This window comes from Comamonas sediminis (assembly GCF_041107495.1).
GTDB classification, from domain to species: domain Bacteria; phylum Pseudomonadota; class Gammaproteobacteria; order Burkholderiales; family Burkholderiaceae_C; genus Comamonas; species Comamonas sediminis.
The window spans coordinates 20,445-37,794 of the sequence record NZ_JBGBDC010000014.1 but is presented as its reverse complement, the minus strand read 5'-3'; the positions used below and the strand labels follow the sequence as shown (position 1 = coordinate 37,794).

Sequence of the window (17,350 nt, the reverse complement as noted above, 5' to 3'; positions counted from 1 at the left end):
TTGGCAGACAGCACGGTTGCGATAGCAGCCGTCAGCGTGGTCTTGCCGTGGTCCACGTGACCAATGGTGCCCACGTTCACGTGCGGCTTGGTGCGCTCGAATTTTCCTTTTGCCATTCTAGACTCCGAAAAAACCTAAACCTAATGGGATATAGCGCAACAAGAACCGTGCGCACTTAAATATGGTGCCCATGGGCAGGATCGAACTGCCGACCTCTCCCTTACCAAGGGAGTGCTCTACCACTGAGCCACATGGGCAATTTTTTCAAATTGCAACAGGATCGCTTTACTGCAGACTGGAGCGGGAGACGGGAATCGAACCCGCGTCATTAGCTTGGAAGGCTAGGGTTCTACCATTGAACTACTCCCGCATCAACCGCGCCATAAGCGCAATTGCTGCAAAGCTTTCTTCTTCAACCATTTCTGGTGGAGGGGACTGGATTCGAACCAGTGTAGGCGTAAGCCAACAGATTTACAGTCTGCCCCCTTTAGCCACTCGGGCACCCCTCCGAAGAAGAACTAGATTGTAGCATCATTTTTGGCTGTTTTTAGAAACTTCCGATTTCTCGCAAATTTCTTCAAGGGACGCAACCCGAACAAACCCGAAAACAATGCTTCACTCTATATAAAAAGCCCCGAGACCTGAATCTCGAGGCTCTTAACTGGTGCGGCTGGCAGGAATCGAACCCACGACCCCTTGGTTCGTAGCCAAGTACTCTATCCAGCTGAGCTACAGCCGCTAAGCTGCGTATTGTAGGCTGTTTTTGGGTGCCTCGAACGAATTGGCCAGGTTTTTTCAAAAAATGATGCCGAAGCCCCAGCGTCAACCACAGTAGCTGGGCGCGCACTCCCTTGTGATGGCAGCATCGCACCGGCCCGCTGACCCGCCAGGGAGCTACGCGCACATGCAGTGCACGTACTCTGCAGACACGGCCGCGCGGCCGGCCAGCAGGGGAGCTGCTACAAGGCGAAGACCCACCGCCAGCCCACTGCGCTCACACCCGGCACCCCACGGACAACAAAAAACCCGCGCTGCGTTGGTCAGGCGGGTGGTTGGCGCTCTTGCAGAGCAGGTGTGAGGTGTTGGTGCGGCTGGCGGGGATCGAACCCACGACCCTTGGCTTCGGAGGCCAATACTCTATCCACTGAGCTACAGCCGCACAAGCTGCAGACGCAAGGCGCTGCAGATCAACCCGCTGATTATGGCATGGCTTGGATGCCCTGGCCGCTCAGTTGCCGCACAAGGGCCGGGGCGGCATCATGAGGGCGGCAGACCCCCAGTGCCTCAGCTCCCTGCAGGCAGCTTGCTGGGGCCAAAGCCCAGGCCGGCCAGATAGGCCTCTACGGCTTTCTCCCCCATGCTGCGCAGCGGAAAGCTGCCTTCATTGAGCACCCAGCCGTGGATGAGGCCCACAAACAAGGAATGCAGTCCCAGCGCCGCCTCTTGCGGCGTCATCTGCATCTGCACCTGGTCCTGAAGGGAAGCCTCCTCCAGATCGGCCGCAAATTTGCGTTGCGAGCAGGCGAAGCTCTCGACATGGCCTTCGCGCACACTCTCCAGCTCGCCCACGTATTCCAGCTTGAACAGCGCCGTGTCAAACACCTTGCGGCGGCGTTCGTCCCCATCCATACTGTCAAAGACTGCATAGATTGATCGACGAATTCGATCAAGTGGCGCCAGCTCGCCATATTTGTCGTCGCAAATTTCCTCAAAGGGCATGCAGATGCGATCGAGCATCGATGTAAAAACATCGACCTTGTCTTTGAAGTGCCAGTACACCGCCCCGCGCGTCGCACCCGCCCGCTGGGCGATTTCGTTGAGCGAGGCGCGCGCCACGCCCTTCTCGAAGAACACCTGTTCTGCCGCATCCAGCAGCTTGATGCGGGTTTCATCTGCCTCTGCTTTAGTCCGTCGGGCCATCGCTTGTTTTTCCGTTCTTGCAAGCACATGCCCCCTGTTTGTCAACCCAAAGGACATGCGTTATTTATCAAATTTCGACAATTATACATTTGCGCATGTATGTATAATCGCGCAGCAATTTCATGGGAATTGAGGATCATCCGCGTCCGGATGTGAGACAAGCCCTGCAGGGCCCCTGGGGCCTCCATCTTTACCATTTCTCACCTACCGAAGGGACTTTCATGCAGCAGATGTATGAAGCAAACCAATCTACCGGGAACCGCCCAGCCGCTACCAGCCCCCGCCGCAAGACCGGCGTGCTGGCCTTGACGCTGGTCGCCGCCCTGGTCTTGACTGCCTGCGGCAACAAGAAAGACGAACACGCAGCACCGCAAGGGGGCGCGCCCAAGCCTCCCGAGGTGAGCGTGCTGACGGTGAAGCTGGAGAGCATCCCCGTGGTCTCCGATCTGCCCGGCCGCCTGGAGCCCGTGCGTGTGGCCCAGGTCGGTGCCCGCGTCGCAGGTATCCTGCAAAAGCGCCTGTTCACCGAAGGCTCGGATGTGAAGGCCGGCCAGGTGCTGTTCCAGATCGATAATGCGCCCTACCGGGCTAACCTGGAAAGCGCACAGGCGACTCTCGCCCAGGCCCAGGCGACCCTGGCTCAGGCTGCATCCACCGCGCGCCGCTACAAGCCATTGGTCGAAGCCAATGCGATCAGCAAGCAGGAATACGACGTGGCCGTGGCCAACGAAAAGGCTGCCCAGGCCCAGGTCGCCGCAGGCAAGGCAGGCGTGACCAATGCCAACATCAACCTGGGCTATGCCTCGGTGACGGCACCGATCTCCGGCCGCATTGGCCGCTCGCTGGTGACCGAGGGCGCGCTGGTCGGCCAAAGCGGTGTGACCGAACTGGCCGTGATCCAGCAGATCAACCCGCTGTACGTGAACGTGACGCAGTCTTCGTCGGAGATCCTGCGCATGCGCGAGGCGCTCAAGTCCGGCAAGCTGGCCAAGGCCGGTGACAACGCCGCCAAGGTCATCGTCTACACCGACGACGGCAAGCCCTACCCCCACCCCGGCAAGCTGCTGTTCACCGATCTGACGGTGGACCCTGCGACCGGCCAGGTGAGCGTGCGCGCCGAGCTGCCCAACCCCGAGAACCTGCTGCTGCCGGGCATGTATGTGCGCGTGCATATCCAGGAAGCCCAGGTGGAGAACGCCGTGCTGGTTCCGCAGCAGGCGGTGACCCGCAATGAAAAGGGCAACACGGTGATGGTCGTTGCCGCCGATGGTTCGGTCAGCCCGCGGCCCGTGCAGATCAGCCAGTCCAAGGGCACGAACTGGGTGGTGAGCGAAGGCCTCAAGGAAGGTGACCAGGTCATGGTCGATGGCTTCATCAAGCTGGGCATGGGTGCGACACACGTCACGCCGGTGCCATGGAAGAACCCGAGCGACAAGGCGGCAGCACCAACTGCCCCTGCGGCAGGGGCAGCGCCGCAGGCCGCAGCGCCAGCTGCGGACAAGCCCGCCGCTGCGGCCGACGCTGCAGGCAACGCCGCCGCCAGCAAATAAACAGGACACAGCGGAATGTCAAAGTTCTTTATTCACAGACCGATTTTTGCCTGGGTGATCGCGATCTTCGTGGTCCTCGCAGGTATCGTGTCCATTACCCGACTGCCGGTGGCGCAGTTCCCGAGCGTGGCACCGCCTACGATCACGGTGACGGCGACCTACCCTGGCGCAACCGCGCAAACGCTGACCGATTCGGTGCTGCAGCTGATCGAGCGGGAAATCAACGGCGCCGAAGGCCTGATGTACATGTCGTCGTCTGCCTCTGCCACGGGCAGTGGCGAGTTGACCGTGACTTTCGAGCCCGGCACCAACCCCGACCTGGCGCAGGTGGATGTGCAAAACCGGCTGGCACGCGCCACGCCGCGTCTGCCCAGCATCGTGCAATCGCTGGGGGTGCGCGTCGACAAGTCGATGAGCAACTTCCTGATGATTCTGACCTTCCAGTCGGACACCGGAGAGACCTCGCGTGACGAAATCTCCGATTACGTCAACCGCAACGTGGTGCCGGAAATCCAGCGCCTGAACGGCGTGGGCAAGGCCCAGCTGTTTGCGGCGGGCCGCGCGATGCGCGTCTGGGTCGATCCTGCCAAGCTGCAGGGCTACAACATGTCGATCGCGCAGATCAATGCGGCGATTGCCGCGCAGAACCAGCAGATCTCCGGCGGCGCGCTGGGCGATACGCCGAGCCTGCCGGGCACCATGATGAATGCCACCATCGTCGTGCCAGGTCAGCTGTCCACGCCCGAAGAGTTTGGCGAGGTGGTGCTGCGCTCCAACTCGGATGGCTCGACCGTGCGCCTCAAGGACGTGGCACGGGTGGAACTGGGCTCCGAGAGCTATGCCACCAACTCGCGCCTGGACGGCAAGCCCGCCGTGGCGCTGGCGGTGCAGCTGACCTCGACCGCGAACGCGATGGCGACCGCCAAGGAGGTCTACAGCAAGATGGACCAGCTCGAACCTTTCCTGCCTGCGGGCGTGAAGTGGGCCGCGCCTTATGACACCTCGAAGTTCGTCAAGATCTCGATCGAAAAAGTGCTGCACACCTTGCTCGAAGCCATCGTGCTGGTGTTCATCGTGATGCTGATCTTCCTGCAGAACATCCGCTACACCCTGATCCCGACCATCGTCGTGCCCATTGCGCTGCTCGGGGCCTTTGCAGTGATGTACAGCGTGGGGCTGACGATCAACATTCTGTCGATGTTCGCGATGGTGCTGGTGATCGGTATCGTGGTGGACGATGCGATCGTGGTGGTGGAGAACGTCGAGCGGATCATGTCCGAAGAGGGCTTATCGCCCAAGGAAGCCACGATCAAGGCCATGGGCCAGATCCAGGGCGCCGTGGTCGGTATTACCGTGATTCTGGTGACCGTGTTCATCCCGCTGGCGATGTTCTCGGGCGCGACCGGCAACATCTACCGCCAGTTCTCGCTGGTGATGGCGATCTCGATCTTCTTCTCGGGCTTCTTCGCGCTGACCCTGACGCCAGCGCTGTGCGCCACGATGCTCAAGCCCATCCCCAAGGGCCATGCGCATGACAAGAAGACCGGCCTGCTGGGGCCCTTCTACAACTGGTTCAACCGCATGTTCGGCAAGGCCACCAAGGGCTACCAGAAGACCTTGGTTGGCGTCGTCAAGCGCACGTTCATGGCCTTCCTGGTCTACGCAGCGGTGATCGTCGGTGTGGTGTTTGGCTTCAAGGCGCTGCCAACGGCTTTCCTGCCGGTGGAAGACCAGGGCTATGTGATCTCCTTGGTGCAACTGCCCCCGGGTGCCACCCAGGAGCGCACCAGCGAAACCATGAGGCACCTCGAAGACTTTGCGCTGGCGCAGCCTGAGACGGCCAACATCGTGAGCATTCTGGGCTTCAGCTTTGCCGGTCAGGCACAGAACATGGGTCTGGCCTTCACCGTGTTCAAGGACTGGTCCGAGCGCACAAAGCCGGGCTCGGATGCCTCGTCGTTCGCCGGCCGCGCCATGGGCGCCATGATGAGCCTGCGTGACGGCTTCATCTACACCCTGGTGCCTCCGTCGATCTCCGAGCTGGGCAACAGCGATGGCTTTACCTTCCGTCTGCAGGACCGGGGCAACCACGGCCATGCCGAACTGCTCAAGGCCCGCAATGACCTGATCGCCAAGGCCAGCAAGAGCCCGATTCTGACCGGCATGCGCTTTGACGGTGTGGATGACGCGCCGCAATGGCAGGTCGATATCAACCGCAATGCGGTGTATGCGCAGAAGGTCAGCATGGGCGACATTGCCACGACCTTGTCGACGGCACTGGGCTCGAGCAACTCGACCGACTTCCCGAACAACGGCTACATGCAGCGCGTCACCATCCAGGCCGACGCGGCCACCCGCATGCAGCCCGAGGACGTGCTGAAGCTGACGGTGCCCAACGCAGACGGCAAGCTGGTCGAGCTGTCCACCTTGGTGACCGCCAAGTGGATCACCGGCCCGATGCAGATGTCGCGCTACAACGGCTATCCGTCGATGAGCATCACCGGCCAGGCCAAGCCCGGCTACACCACCGGTGACGCGATGGCGGAGATGGAGAAGCTGTCGGCCGAGCTGCCACAAGGCTTTGGCTACGAGTGGACCGGCCAGTCGCTGGACGAAAAGAAAGCCGGCTCGTCGGCGATGATCCTGTACGCGTTCTCGATCCTGGCAGTGTTCCTCTGCCTGGCAGCGCTGTACGAGAGCTGGAGCATTCCGCTGGCCGTGCTGCTGGTGGTGCCGCTGGGTGTGTTGGGCGCGGTGGCCGGTATGCACCTGCGCGGCATGCCCAATGACATCTACTTCCAGGTGGCGCTGATCACCGTGATCGGCTTGTCCGCGAAGAACGCCATCTTGATTGTGGAGTTCGCCAAGGACCTGCACGACCAGGGCATGAGTGCGCTGGATGCGGCGCTCGAAGCCGGCCACCTGCGTTTCCGCCCGATCCTGATGACCTCGCTGGCCTTCATCCTGGGTGTGGTGCCGCTGTACATTGCCTCGGGCGCCAGCGCCGTGAGTCAGCACGAGATCGGCACCGGCGTGTTCTGGGGCATGATCATCGGCACCTTCCTGGCCGTGTTCCTGGTGCCGGTGTTCTTTGTCGAGGTCTTCCGCCTGTTCGGCCGCAAGGGCGAGCAGGACAAGGGACCGCAAGGCAGCCCGCCCGCGCCGCATTCGCCTGACCGCGGACACGACGCTGTTCTGTCTGCCAATGTGGGGAAAGGAACCCACCATGAATAAGAAACTGATACCAACCGTACTGGCTGCGGCCCTGCTGGCCTCGGGTTGCTCGCTGATTCCGTCGCTGGACAGGCCCGCCACCCCGGTGGCTGCGCAGTACCCGGTGGCCACCGAGCAGGCGCAGCAAGCCGCTGCTGATATTCCCTGGCAGAACTTCTTCACCGATACGCGCCTGCAGCAGCTGATCCAGACCGCGCTGGACAACAACCGTGACCTGCGCGTGGCGGTGCTCAACATCGCCCAGGCCCGTGCGCTGTACCAGATCCAGGACGCCCAGCGCTTTCCGGAAGTGGGCGTCTCCGGCTCGGCCACGCGCCAGCGCAGCCAGATCACCGGTGGCTATGCCAATGCCTTCAGCGTGGGCGTCGGTATCCAGAGCTGGGAGATTGACTTCTTTGGCCGCATCAGCAGCCTCAAGGAGCAGGCCCTGGCCCAGTACCTGGCCACCGAAGAAGGCCGCAAGTCTGCCCAGATCAGTCTGGTGGCGGCAGTCGCCAATGCCTGGCTGACCCTGCAGGCCGACGAGGAGCTGATCGACATCTCGCGCCGTACCCTGGAGACGCGGGAGGAGTCGATCAAGCTGTCCAAGCTGCGCCTGGATGCCGGTGTGGCTTCGGAGCTGGACTACCGCCAGGCCCAGTCGCTGACGGAAAACGCCAAGGCCACCTTGGCCCAGCAACTGCGCCAGCGCGCGCTGGACGTCAACGCCCTGACCTTGCTGCTGGGCCAGACACCACCGGCCGAGCTGCTGACCAGCCTGCAGGGCAAGCGCCTGAGCGATCTGCCCGTGATGGCCGATGTGCCAGCGGGCCTGCCGTCGGACCTGATGCTGCGCCGCCCGGACCTGCGCCAGGCCGAGCAGACCATGATCGCCGCCAACGCCAACATCGGCGCGGCGCGTGCGCTGTTCTACCCCGCCATCTCGTTGACCGCCAGCGCCGGCTTTGCCAGCTCCGAGCTGTCCGACCTGTTCGACTCCAAGTCCAAGGGTTTCACGATTGCGCCTTCGCTGTACCTGCCGATCTTCAATGCCGGCCGCAACCAGGCCAACCTGGAAGTGGCGGAAGTGCAGACCAAGATCGCTGCGGCGCAGTATGAAAAGGCCATCCAGACCGCGTTCCGCGAGGTGTCGGATGCCCTGGTCAGCCGCCAGACGCTGGCCGACCAGCTGCAATCGCAGCAGGCCCAGGTCGAGGCCGAGTCGGCACGCCTGAAGCTGTCGGACCTGCGCTACAAGAACGGTGTGGCCAGCTACCTGGACCTGCTCGATGCGCAGCGCTCGCTGTTCACGCTGGAGCAGGCCGTCGTGCAAGTGCGCCTGACCCAGCTGCAGAACCAGGTCGGCCTGTACAAGGCGCTGGGCGGCGGCTGGACCGAGCCCGCGCCGGGCGACACTGTCGCTCAGGCGGCGCCCACTGCTGGCAAACCATAGGTTCCTGCCCGCGACTGCGGCCCCACAATGGCTTGCCAGCCCCCTGGCAAGCCATTTTTTTATGCGCCGGCACCGCAGGTGTGGCAGTTTGCCTGCAGGTAGTAGCCCGGAGGCCCAGCCAAAAAACCCGTCGATATAATGATTTTGGCCTCTGCACGATGAACAACAAGCCCCCAGAGAATTTGAGGAAGCCATGAGCGACATCCAGCAAGAAGAAGCACATACAGGCCCCGTCAAATCACCCAAGCAATTTTTGTGGACGGTGATCTTTGCTTTTGTGATTCCGGTCTTCGCCATCATTGGCCTCGTGACCTATGTGACCTCGGCCAACAAATCCGGCCCCGGCGCCGCCGATAACGCAGGCTCCATCGAAAGCCGGCTGCAGAAAGTAGGCTCGGTCGAAATACGCGATGCCAACCGCCCCCTCAAATCCGGCCAGGAGGTCTACCAGGCCCAATGCGCTGCCTGCCATGCCACCGGCGCTGCCGGTGCCCCCAAGTTTGAAGATGCCGCTGCCTGGGCGCCGCGCATCAAGACCGGCCTCGAAGCGCTGGTGCATTCGGCCATCGCCGGCAAGGGCGCGATGGCCCCCCAAGGCGGTGGTGACTTCGAAGACACCGAAATCGCCCGTGGCGTGGTGTACATGGCCAATGCCGCAGGCGCCAAGTTCGATGAGCCCCAGCGCCCTGCCGCTGCTAGCGCCGATGCAGGCAGTGCTGCCCCAGTTGCCCCGGTTGCTGCAGCGCCGGCCGCTGCTGCCCCTGCAACTGCTACGGCCGCCGCTGCAGCGGCCCCTGCCGAGCCAGCAGCGGCTGCAGCCGCAGCACCTGCAGCCGCCCCTACCGCCAATGCAGCCGTCAATGGCAAGGCGCTGTATGACAAGGCCTGCTTTGTCTGCCATGCCGCTGGTGTGGCGGGCGCGCCCAAGTTTGGTGACAAGGCCGCCTGGGCGCCTTACATCGCCCAAGGCATCGACAGCATGGTGAAGATCGCCATCAGCGGCAAGGGCGCCATGCCCCCGCGCGGCGGCTCCAGCGCATCGGATGAAGAGATCCATGCCGCCGTGCAGTACATGGTGGAGCATGCGCAGTAAGCGGGTAGCCCACCGCGCACCCTAAACGATCAAGCCTGGCCCGCCGCCTTCTGCGCGGCCGGTGAGCGCACAAAGCCATAGCGCTTTTCCAGCAGCACGCTGGCCACCTCGGTCGGCTCGGGCAGCAGGCCCTGCTCCAGCGCCTGCGACACATCCAGCACATCCTGTGTATGCACGATGCCCAGGCCCTGGCCGGTGTGCAGATAGACGGCACCTTGTTCATCGGCCAGCACCGCCTGCACCTGCGCAGGGGCAATTACCGCGCCGGTATGGGCATGCAGATGCAGGGTCTCGTCGCGCCACTGCGCGCGCCAGACCCAGGGGGTCGCCTCCAGCTCCACAAACACCTGCTGCGGGCCATTCTGGAAATACCAGCAGCCCTGGGCATCGGCCAGGTAGTTGCGTGCAATGAACTGCGCGAGCTTGTCATGCTCTACCCGCGACCCCTTGGCGCCTGGCAGGCCGCTGGTAAACGCCCCGGCGGCCTGCGCCTGTGCATCACGCAGCCACCAGTTGCCGCGCGCGTCCAGCGCCAGCCAGCCCCAGCAGGCGGGCACGTTCGGCCATTTGGCCATGGCTTGTTTCACGATATCGTCCATCCGCGCATCGTACTGCATGCCCCACCGCCCGCCATGCCAGCGCCTGGGCCGCCTCACCGTCAATAATCGCTGACAATGGACCGCTGCCAGATGGGTAACAATGGCGGCTCTGAAATGGCAAGGAGCCCTCATGAACGCATGGAAAAGATTTCTGGTGGTGGCAACGGCGGCGCTGGCACTGACGGGCTGCGGCTACAACGATTTCCAACGGCTGGACGAAGAGTCCACAGCCGCCTGGAGCGAGGTGTTGAGCCAGTACCAGCGCCGTGCGGATCTGGTGCCCAACATCGTGGCCTCCGTCAAGGGTGAGGCCAACTTCGAGCAAGACACGTTGACCAAAGTGATCGAGGCGCGGGCCAAGGCCACCTCGATCCAGGCGACGCCCGAGCTGGTGAACAACCCCGAGGCTTTCAACAAGTTCCAGCAGGCCCAGGGCGAGCTGTCCAGCGCGCTGTCGCGCCTGATGGTGGTGTCGGAACGCTACCCCGAGCTCAAGGCCAACCAGGCTTTCCGCGATCTGCGCGTGACTCTGGAAGGCACGGAAAACCGTATCGCCGTTGCGCGTGACCGTTATATCGGCACTGTCAAGGCCTACAACATCAAGGCCCGCCAGTTCCCGACCAACTTGACCGCCAAGGTCTTTGGCTACCAGCCCAAGGCCAATTTCACGGTGCAGAACGAGGCCCAGATCTCCCAGCCGCCGACCGTGGACTTCTCGTCTGAGCGGAAGTAAGCGCATGGCGTCGATGCCCGCCTGGCGCCCCCGGCCGGCCTGGCTGCTGGCCCTGGTGGCGGCCCTGTTGCTGCCCTGGTTCAGCACGCCGGCGCGGGCTGCCGTGCAGCCGGTGCCAGCGCTCAGCGCCCATGTGATCGACCAGACTGCCACGTTGAGCGCGCAGGAGCAGGCCCAGCTGGAAGCCCAGCTCACGGCGCTGGAGCGTGACACCGGCGCGCAGGTGGTGGTGCTGATGGTCGCCAGCACCAGTCCCGAAGACATTGCTGCCTATGCGCACCGTGTGGCCAGCACCTGGATGATTGGCCGCAAGGACGTGGGCGATGGCCTGCTGGTGCTGGTCGCCAAGGACGAACGGCGCATGCGCATCGAGGTCGCCAAAACCCTGGAAGGCGCAATCCCCGATCTGCGCGCCGCGCGCATCATTGACGAGACGATGAAGCCGGCCTTCCAGGCTGGCAAGTTTGCCGTGGGCATTGGCGACAGCGTGGCCCAGATCAGCGCGCTGATCAAGGGCGAGGCGCTGCCGCCGCCCCGCACCACCGCCCCAAGCCGCAACCAGGCGTCATCGGCCTTGCCCGACGACCCGGCGCAGCTGCTGCTGTTCTTCTTCATCTTCGTGATGGTGGGCGGCAGCGTGTTGCGCAGCATGCTGGGCCGTGCGCTGGGCTCGCTCGCCACCGGTGGCGCCGCAGGCCTGGTAGCGGCATGGCTGACATCGAGCGTGCTGCTGGGCATTGGCGCTGGCGTTGCCGCCCTCTTTGTAGTGCTGTTGGCCGGCACGATGCGCGGAGGCAGCTCGATTGGCGGGGGTGGCGAAGGCTTTGGCGGCGGAGGCGGCTTTGGCGGGGGTGGATTTGGTGGCGGCGGCGGTGGGGGCGGCGGATTCAGCTCCGGCGGCGGCGGCAATTTTGGGGGCGGTGGCGCCTCGGGGAGTTGGTGATGGGCCATTGGTTGCAACGCTGGGGCAGGCAACTGCGCCACCGCTTTCTGGAGCGTGATGCCTCCCATGCCTTGCCTGACGACGCCCGGCAGCGCCTGGCCCAGGCCATCGCGGCCTCGGAGGCCAGGCACAGCGGCCAGATCCGCGTCTATGTGGAAAGCACCCTGCCCTGGAGCTATATCCGCCGCGATGCGCCAGCGCGCGAGCGCGCGGTGATGCAGTTTGGCAAGCAGCGCGTCTGGGATACCGAGCACAACAATGGCGTGCTCATCTACCTGCTGCTGACCGACCATGCGATCGAGATCGTCGCCGACCGCGCGGTATCGCGCTGCGTGAGCGGCCCGCAATGGCAGGCGATGGTCGACAGCCTGGCCGCTGACCTGCGCAGCGGCCAGTATGAAAAAGCCCTGCTGGCGGCCATTGGCCAGGTATCGCGCCATCTGGAGCAGCAGTTTCCGCGCGGCGCCGCACCATGGGCGGCAGACAATGAGCTCGATGACCAGCCGTTGATCGGCTGAGCACGGCGCACAGGGGGCGAATTTCGGCCTCCCAGCCCGATCAGGCAGCGGATATAAATGATAATGCGCAATCAATATCATTTGATGCGCATTTCGCCTGCCCATCTCGCCCGCCTGCTCCATGTCCTCCGACACCCCCATCCTCCCCCGCAGCCCTGCTGCCTTGCCGGGCGCCAGCCGCCTGCAATCCATCGACGCGCTGCGCGGCCTGGTCATCCTCTTCATGCTGATCGACCATGTGCGCGAGACCTTCTACCTGCACCACCAGGTGCCGGACCCGATGGATGTCTCCGCCACCGCGCCGGAGCTGTTCTTCAGCCGCTTGCTCGCCCACCTGTGCGCACCCGTGTTTGTGCTGCTCACGGGCCTGTCGGCTTTTTTGTACGGCAGCAAGTACGAAGATGGGCGCGCTGCGGCTTCGGGCTTTCTCTTCAAGCGCGGGCTGTTTCTGGTGCTGCTGGAAGTGACCGTGGTCAACTTTGCCTGGACCTTCCAGTTCCCGCCCACCAAGATCTTCTTGCAGGTGATCTGGGCCATTGGCCTGTCGATGCTGATGCTGTCGGCATTGGTGTGGCTGCCCCGGCGGCTGATCATTCCGCTGGGTCTGCTGCTGGTCGCCGGCCACAACCTGCTCGACCACCTGCACTTTGCGCCCGACCATGCGCTGCACACGCTTTGGGCCGTGCTGCATGACCGGGGTTGGATCGATGTGAGCAGCAGCCTGCGCCTGCGCACCTCCTACCCGCTGCTGCCCTGGATCGGCGTGATTGCGCTGGGTTATGCGATGGGCCCCTGGTTTGCCAAGGGTGCCGATGCACTGCAGCGCCAGCGCCGCCTGCTGACCTGGGGCCTGGGCCTGCTGGTCGGCTTTGTGCTGCTGCGTGCCGCCAATGTGTATGGCGACAAGCCCTGGGTGGTGGGCGACTCGCTGATGGTCAGCCTGATGGGCTTTTTGAACATCACCAAGTACCCGCCCTCGCTGCTGTTTCTGGCGCTGACCCTGGGCATCGGCCTGCTGCTGCTGCGCGCTTTCGAGCGCCGGCCACAGATGCGCTGGCTGGCACCGCTGACCGTGTTTGGCGCCGTGCCCATGTTCTTCTATGTGCTGCACCTCTATGTGCTCAAGTTCCTCTACCTGGGCGCGCAGGCGATCTGGGGTAACAACCAGGGCGAGGTGTTTGGCTTTGATGCGATCTGGATGGTGTGGATCACCACGGTGGCCATGGGCTTTGCGCTGTACCCGGCGGTGAAGGCCTTTGCCGCCTTCAAGGCCCGCAGGCGCGATATCACCTGGCTCAAGTACCTTTAAGCCGCTTTTTACGCTGCCTCAGGCTGCAGGCCCTGCACCGCTGAGGCAGTCCTTGCACTGGCCGTACAAGGTGATCTCATGGCCCTCGACCAGAAAGCCCGGCGGCGCCATGCCCTTGAGATCGCCCGGGCAGGCGGGGATATCAAACACCCGGCGGCAGCTGTTGCACTGGAAGTGGTGGTGGTGGTCATGCGTGGCCGGCTCGTAGAGCGGCAGGCCACCGGGCAGGGTCACCACGCGCAGCAGGCCTTCTTCCGTCATTGACTTGAGGTTGCGGTAGACGGTGGCAATGCCCAGCGCCGGCAGCGCCGCACCCGCAATCTCCAGCACCTCTTGGGGGGAGAGAGGACGGCCTTGCGATGCAAAGGCATCGGCGATGGCGGCGCGCTGGCGGGTAGGACGTTGCATAGTCTGACAGGGGCGTTCCGGGGAACGAAGGCAATCGAGGGTGTACCCATCATAGCCGCTCGGGGCGCCGCCTGCAGGCAGCGCCGGCGGGCAGGCGCTGCCCTGCTCTTGCAGGTCAGAAAATCTGCAAGGGCATCTCGGCCAGCAGGCGCACCTGGTTCACATTCAGCTCGCCCTGGGTTTGGTTGGCTCGGTGCACGCCATAGCGCAGCTGCAGCGCCAGGCCCTTGGCCTGGCCCTGCTGCACGGTGTAGCGCAGCAGCATGTCGCGCTCCCAGTGGCGGCCGCCACTGCCGGTGGCGCCCAGGTAGTTGGTATACACGCTGCCGGCACGGCTGTAGTCAATGCCCGAGCCGCGTGTATAGGCCACGCCCGCGCGCAGGCCCGGTGTCAGCCACTGGCCCAGATCGGCCTCGTACTTGAGCTGCCACGAGGCTTCGTGCGGCGCATTGAAGTCCGACAGCTGCATCGCGTTTTCCAACCAGATGGAGCCCCGGTTCACATAGTCGAACGGTGTGTCGCCATCCACCTTCTGGTAGCCCAGGCCCAGCTGGTGCATGCCGGCCGAATAGGTGGCCATCAGGCTCCAGGTCAGGTTGTCCACCTTGCCGGCCTTGGCGGCACCGGTGTCTTGGTTGCGGTACAGGTTCAGGCTCAGCGAGAGGCTTTGCTTATCGGCCAGCGCCTTTTTGTAGAAGCCGCCCAGGTACCAGGTATTCCAGACATCCTCGTATTGGCCCATATAGCTCGACAGGCTCAGCCCGCTCCAGGGCGTGGCCCAGCTGCCGCCGGCAAAGCTGAAGGCATCGCCTTGCACACCCGCGTAATTGGCCAGCAGCGGCTGGCCATTCTTGCGCGCATTGCGGTCGGCCCAGCCGGTAAAGCGGCCGGCCTGCAGGCTCAGCTGCGGAATATCGTTGCTGCTGATCAGCCAGCCCCGGTTGGTCTCGGGCAGCAGGCGGGTGTCGGACGAGTGGAAGATCGGGTTCTTGGTGCGCATCTCGCCCACTTTCAGCTCGGTGGACGACCAGCGCAGCTTGAGTGCGGCACCGGCGCGGCCAAAGCTGTCCTGGAGGTCGCTGCCGTCCTTGGCGATATAGCGCGGATTGCTGCGCACCTTGTCCGCCTCCGAGCCCAGGTTGGTGCCGCCATAGGCATGTGCATCCAGCCCCAGGCCGATCAGCCCCTGCGTGTAGCCCGAGCTGAAGTTCAGCATCAGTCCATAGGCGGCTTCGGCGGCCTTGTCCGAACGCGCGCCGCCGGACACCACGCGGGTGCTGTCGCCACGCCGGTAATCCAGCTGCTCATACACCATGCGGTTGACCATGCCCAGGCTCGCGCCCTCGACCAGGCCCTTGGCCTCGTCCTGCGCGCCCGCCTGCGCATGGCCTGCGGCCACGGCCAACACCGCCAGGCCGCCGCTGCGCGCCATCCATTTGAAATAGGTCATTGTCTTGTGTCGCTGAAAATTGCGGTGGCCGTTCAGCCGTGGCGCCCAGGCGCGGCTGACGATAGCCGTGAAGTGATGCTGCGCGCGCTTTGGTACCTCCGCGGACAGCGGCATGCCAGACAGCGGCGTATCGCCCACCTTGTACCAGGATGCCGGCCCGCTGTAGCAAGCCATCCGGCACCGGCATAAAAAAACCACCGCATGCGGTGGTTCTTCTGTGGCAGTTGCGCAGACAGCGGATCAGCGCTTCTTGCGGTATTTTTGCAGGGCGGCAATCTGGGCTGCCATGACGGACAGCTCGGATTGGGCCTTGGCCAGGTCAAGCTCGCCCTTGGCGTTCTTGAGGGCTTCTTCGGCCTTTTGCTTGGCTTCAACCGCTTTTTGCTCGTCCAGGTCCTTGCCGCGCACAGCGGTGTCGGACAGCACGGTCACGCAGTCGGGTTGCACTTCGAGAATGCCACCAGCCACGAAGATGAACTCTTCGCCGCCGTCGGCCTTCTCAATGCGCACCGAACCCGGCTTGATGCGGGTGATCAACGGCGTGTGGCGGGCGTAGATACCGAGTTCGCCCATTTCACCAGGCAAAGCCACAAAGCGGGCTTCGCCGGAGAAGATGGATTCTTCAGCACTGACCACATCAACGTGGAAGGTGTTCATCTTGGATCCTCAGAGTGAAAAAGAAACTAGTTCGCGAGAAGGGCTGCGTGCTGCAGCCCGTTCTGCAAAGCTTAGATCTTCTTCGCCTTCTCGATGGCTTCGTCGATCGTGCCAACCATGTAGAAGGCTTGCTCGGGCAGGTGGTCGCACTCGCCGTTGACGATCATCTTGAAGCCGCGGATGGTTTCCGACAGCGGCACGTACTTGCCTGGAGCGCCCGTGAACACTTCAGCAACGTGGAAAGGCTGCGACAGGAAACGCTGGATCTTACGAGCGCGGGCCACGACGAGCTTGTCTTCGGGAGCCAGTTCGTCCATACCCAGAATCGCAATGATGTCGCGCAGTTCGGTGTAGCGCTGCAGGGTACCCTGCACTTGGCGGGCTACCGAGTAGTGCTCTTCACCCACCACTTGGGGGTCCAGCTGGCGGCTGGTCGACGCCAGGGGGTCCACCGCAGGGTAGATACCCAGCGAAGCGATGTCACGCGACAGCGCCACGGTGGAGTCCAAGTGAGCGAAGGTCGTTGCTGGCGATGGATCGGTGTAATCGTCCGCTGGCACGTACACGGCCTGGATCGAGGTGATCGAACCCACCTTGGTCGAGGTGATACGCTCTTGCAGACGGCCCATTTCTTCGGCCAGCGTAGGCTGGTAGCCCACCGCCGATGGCATACGGCCCAGCAGTGCGGACACTTCGGTACCGGCCAGCGTGTAGCGGTAGATGTTGTCCACGAAGAACAGCACGTCCTTGCCTTCGTCACGGAACGCTTCAGCCATAGTCAGGCCGGTCAGCGCCACGCGCAGACGGTTTCCTGGTGGCTCGTTCATCTGGCCGTACACCATGGCAACCTTCGAGTCGTTCAGCGACTCCTGGTTCACCACACCGGCGTCCGACATTTCGTGGTAGAAGTCGTTACCTTCACGGGTACGCTCACCCACGCCGGCGAACACGGACAGACCGCTGTGCGCCTTGGCGATGTTGTTGATGAGCTCCATCATGTTCACGGTCTTGCCCACACCGGCACCACCGAACAGACCGACCTTACCGCCCTTGGCGAAAGGGCACACCAGGTCAATCACCTTGATGCCGGTTTCCAGCAGTTCCTGTGCAGGGGCCAGCTCGTCATAAGCGGGGGCCTTGCGGTGGATGGAAGCGGTCAGCGCCTGGTCCACAGGACCACGTTCGTCGATGGGGTTACCCAGCACGTCCATGATGCGGCCAAGGGTTGCCTTGCCCACGGGCACGGTGATCGCCTTGCCGGTGTTGGTGACCATCAGGCCACGCTTGAGACCGTCCGACGAGCCCAGCGCAATGGTACGCACCACGCCGTCGCCCAGCTGCTGCTGCACTTCCAGCGTCAGGGCAGTGCCTTCGAGCTTCAGTGCGTCATACACGTTAGGCACGCTGCCGTGGGGGAACTCAACGTCCACCACCGCACCGATACATTGAACAATCTTGCCTTGTACTTGAGCCATTTGTTGCTCCAATATTGATTTCAGTCGAG

Annotated in this window: 15 protein-coding genes and 5 tRNA genes; 8 read left to right on the top strand and 12 right to left on the bottom strand. The window is 63.3% G+C overall.

What is annotated here, in order from left to right:
- The 7 genes from AB7A72_RS23600 to AB7A72_RS23570 form a co-directional block, all read right to left on the bottom strand.
- On the bottom strand, nt 1–116 hold a 116-nt coding region (locus tag AB7A72_RS23600), incomplete at its 3' end, for a GTP-binding protein (protein ID WP_244273727.1).
- 66 nt (nt 117–182) lie between these two features.
- Nucleotides 183–257, bottom strand: a tRNA-Thr gene (locus tag AB7A72_RS23595).
- 39 nt (nt 258–296) lie between these two features.
- Nucleotides 297–370 (bottom strand) — tRNA-Gly (locus AB7A72_RS23590).
- A 53-nt stretch (nt 371–423) separates the two neighbouring features.
- Nucleotides 424–509: transfer RNA gene (locus AB7A72_RS23585), tRNA-Tyr, on the bottom strand.
- 153 nt (nt 510–662) lie between these two features.
- Nucleotides 663–739: transfer RNA gene (locus AB7A72_RS23580), tRNA-Arg, on the bottom strand.
- Between the two features lie 344 nt (nt 740–1,083).
- Nucleotides 1,084–1,159 (bottom strand) — tRNA-Arg (locus AB7A72_RS23575).
- Between the two features lie 125 nt (nt 1,160–1,284).
- A complete protein-coding gene (locus AB7A72_RS23570; RefSeq protein WP_369461309.1) occupies nt 1,285–1,920 on the bottom strand; it encodes a TetR family transcriptional regulator in 636 nt (211 codons plus the stop codon).
- A gap of 230 nt (nt 1,921–2,150) precedes the next feature.
- Between AB7A72_RS23570 and AB7A72_RS23565 the strand changes: the two genes are divergently transcribed.
- The 4 genes from AB7A72_RS23565 to AB7A72_RS23550 all read left to right on the top strand — a co-directional run bounded on the left by AB7A72_RS23565 (nt 2,151) and on the right by AB7A72_RS23550 (nt 9,229).
- On the top strand, nt 2,151–3,470 hold the full coding sequence (locus AB7A72_RS23565) for an efflux RND transporter periplasmic adaptor subunit (RefSeq protein ID WP_369461311.1): 1,320 nt from the start codon (nt 2,151–2,153) through the stop codon (nt 3,468–3,470).
- Between the two features lie 15 nt (nt 3,471–3,485).
- Complete coding sequence (locus AB7A72_RS23560; protein WP_369461308.1) at nt 3,486–6,704, top strand: efflux RND transporter permease subunit; 3,219 nt, start codon at nt 3,486–3,488, stop codon at nt 6,702–6,704.
- Nucleotides 6,697–8,136 carry an efflux transporter outer membrane subunit gene (locus tag AB7A72_RS23555; protein ID WP_239810336.1) on the top strand — a complete coding sequence of 480 codons (1,440 nt, stop codon included), beginning with the start codon at nt 6,697–6,699 and terminating at the stop codon, nt 8,134–8,136. Before AB7A72_RS23560 ends, AB7A72_RS23555 begins: the two co-directional genes overlap by 8 nt.
- 193 nt (nt 8,137–8,329) lie before the next feature.
- Nucleotides 8,330–9,229, top strand: coding sequence for a c-type cytochrome (locus AB7A72_RS23550; RefSeq protein ID WP_239810335.1), 900 nt, complete (start codon nt 8,330–8,332; stop codon nt 9,227–9,229).
- 29 nt (nt 9,230–9,258) lie between these two features.
- On the opposite strand, the gene AB7A72_RS23545 is transcribed toward AB7A72_RS23550, so the two are convergent.
- Nucleotides 9,259–9,828: a DUF2946 family protein gene (locus AB7A72_RS23545; RefSeq protein WP_369461310.1), complete on the bottom strand. Its 570-nt coding sequence runs from the start codon at nt 9,826–9,828 to the stop codon at nt 9,259–9,261.
- Between the two features lie 130 nt (nt 9,829–9,958).
- On the opposite strand from AB7A72_RS23545, the gene AB7A72_RS23540 reads away from it, so the two are divergent.
- The 4 genes from AB7A72_RS23540 to AB7A72_RS23525 all read left to right on the top strand — a co-directional run bounded on the left by AB7A72_RS23540 (nt 9,959) and on the right by AB7A72_RS23525 (nt 13,331).
- Nucleotides 9,959–10,561: a LemA family protein gene (locus AB7A72_RS23540; RefSeq protein WP_239810333.1), complete on the top strand. Its 603-nt coding sequence runs from the start codon at nt 9,959–9,961 to the stop codon at nt 10,559–10,561.
- A gap of 4 nt (nt 10,562–10,565) precedes the next feature.
- Complete coding sequence (locus AB7A72_RS23535; RefSeq protein ID WP_369461307.1) at nt 10,566–11,504, top strand: TPM domain-containing protein; 939 nt, start codon at nt 10,566–10,568, stop codon at nt 11,502–11,504.
- Nucleotides 11,504–12,022 carry a TPM domain-containing protein gene (locus AB7A72_RS23530; protein ID WP_369461306.1) on the top strand — a complete coding sequence of 173 codons (519 nt, stop codon included), beginning with the start codon at nt 11,504–11,506 and terminating at the stop codon, nt 12,020–12,022. The genes AB7A72_RS23535 and AB7A72_RS23530 overlap by 1 nt, the downstream gene beginning before the upstream one ends.
- A 121-nt stretch (nt 12,023–12,143) precedes the next feature.
- Nucleotides 12,144–13,331: a DUF1624 domain-containing protein gene (locus tag AB7A72_RS23525; protein ID WP_369461305.1), complete on the top strand. Its 1,188-nt coding sequence runs from the start codon at nt 12,144–12,146 to the stop codon at nt 13,329–13,331.
- An 18-nt stretch (nt 13,332–13,349) separates the two neighbouring features.
- Here the strand turns inward: AB7A72_RS23525 and AB7A72_RS23520 are convergent, their stop codons facing one another.
- The 4 genes from AB7A72_RS23520 to atpD all read right to left on the bottom strand — a co-directional run bounded on the left by AB7A72_RS23520 (nt 13,350) and on the right by atpD (nt 17,321).
- Entirely contained in the window at nt 13,350–13,739 is a 390-nt protein-coding gene (locus tag AB7A72_RS23520) for a Fur family transcriptional regulator (protein ID WP_312531543.1), read from the bottom strand.
- Between the two features lie 115 nt (nt 13,740–13,854).
- Nucleotides 13,855–15,189: an OprD family outer membrane porin gene (locus tag AB7A72_RS23515; RefSeq protein WP_369461304.1), complete on the bottom strand. Its 1,335-nt coding sequence runs from the start codon at nt 15,187–15,189 to the stop codon at nt 13,855–13,857.
- Nucleotides 15,190–15,429: 240 nt separating this feature from the next.
- Complete coding sequence (locus AB7A72_RS23510) at nt 15,430–15,846, bottom strand: F0F1 ATP synthase subunit epsilon (RefSeq protein WP_021025621.1); 417 nt, start codon at nt 15,844–15,846, stop codon at nt 15,430–15,432.
- 71 nt (nt 15,847–15,917) lie between these two features.
- A complete protein-coding gene (gene atpD / locus AB7A72_RS23505) occupies nt 15,918–17,321 on the bottom strand; it encodes a F0F1 ATP synthase subunit beta (RefSeq protein ID WP_239810327.1) in 1,404 nt (467 codons plus the stop codon).
- Between the last annotated feature and the right edge of the window lie 29 nt (nt 17,322–17,350).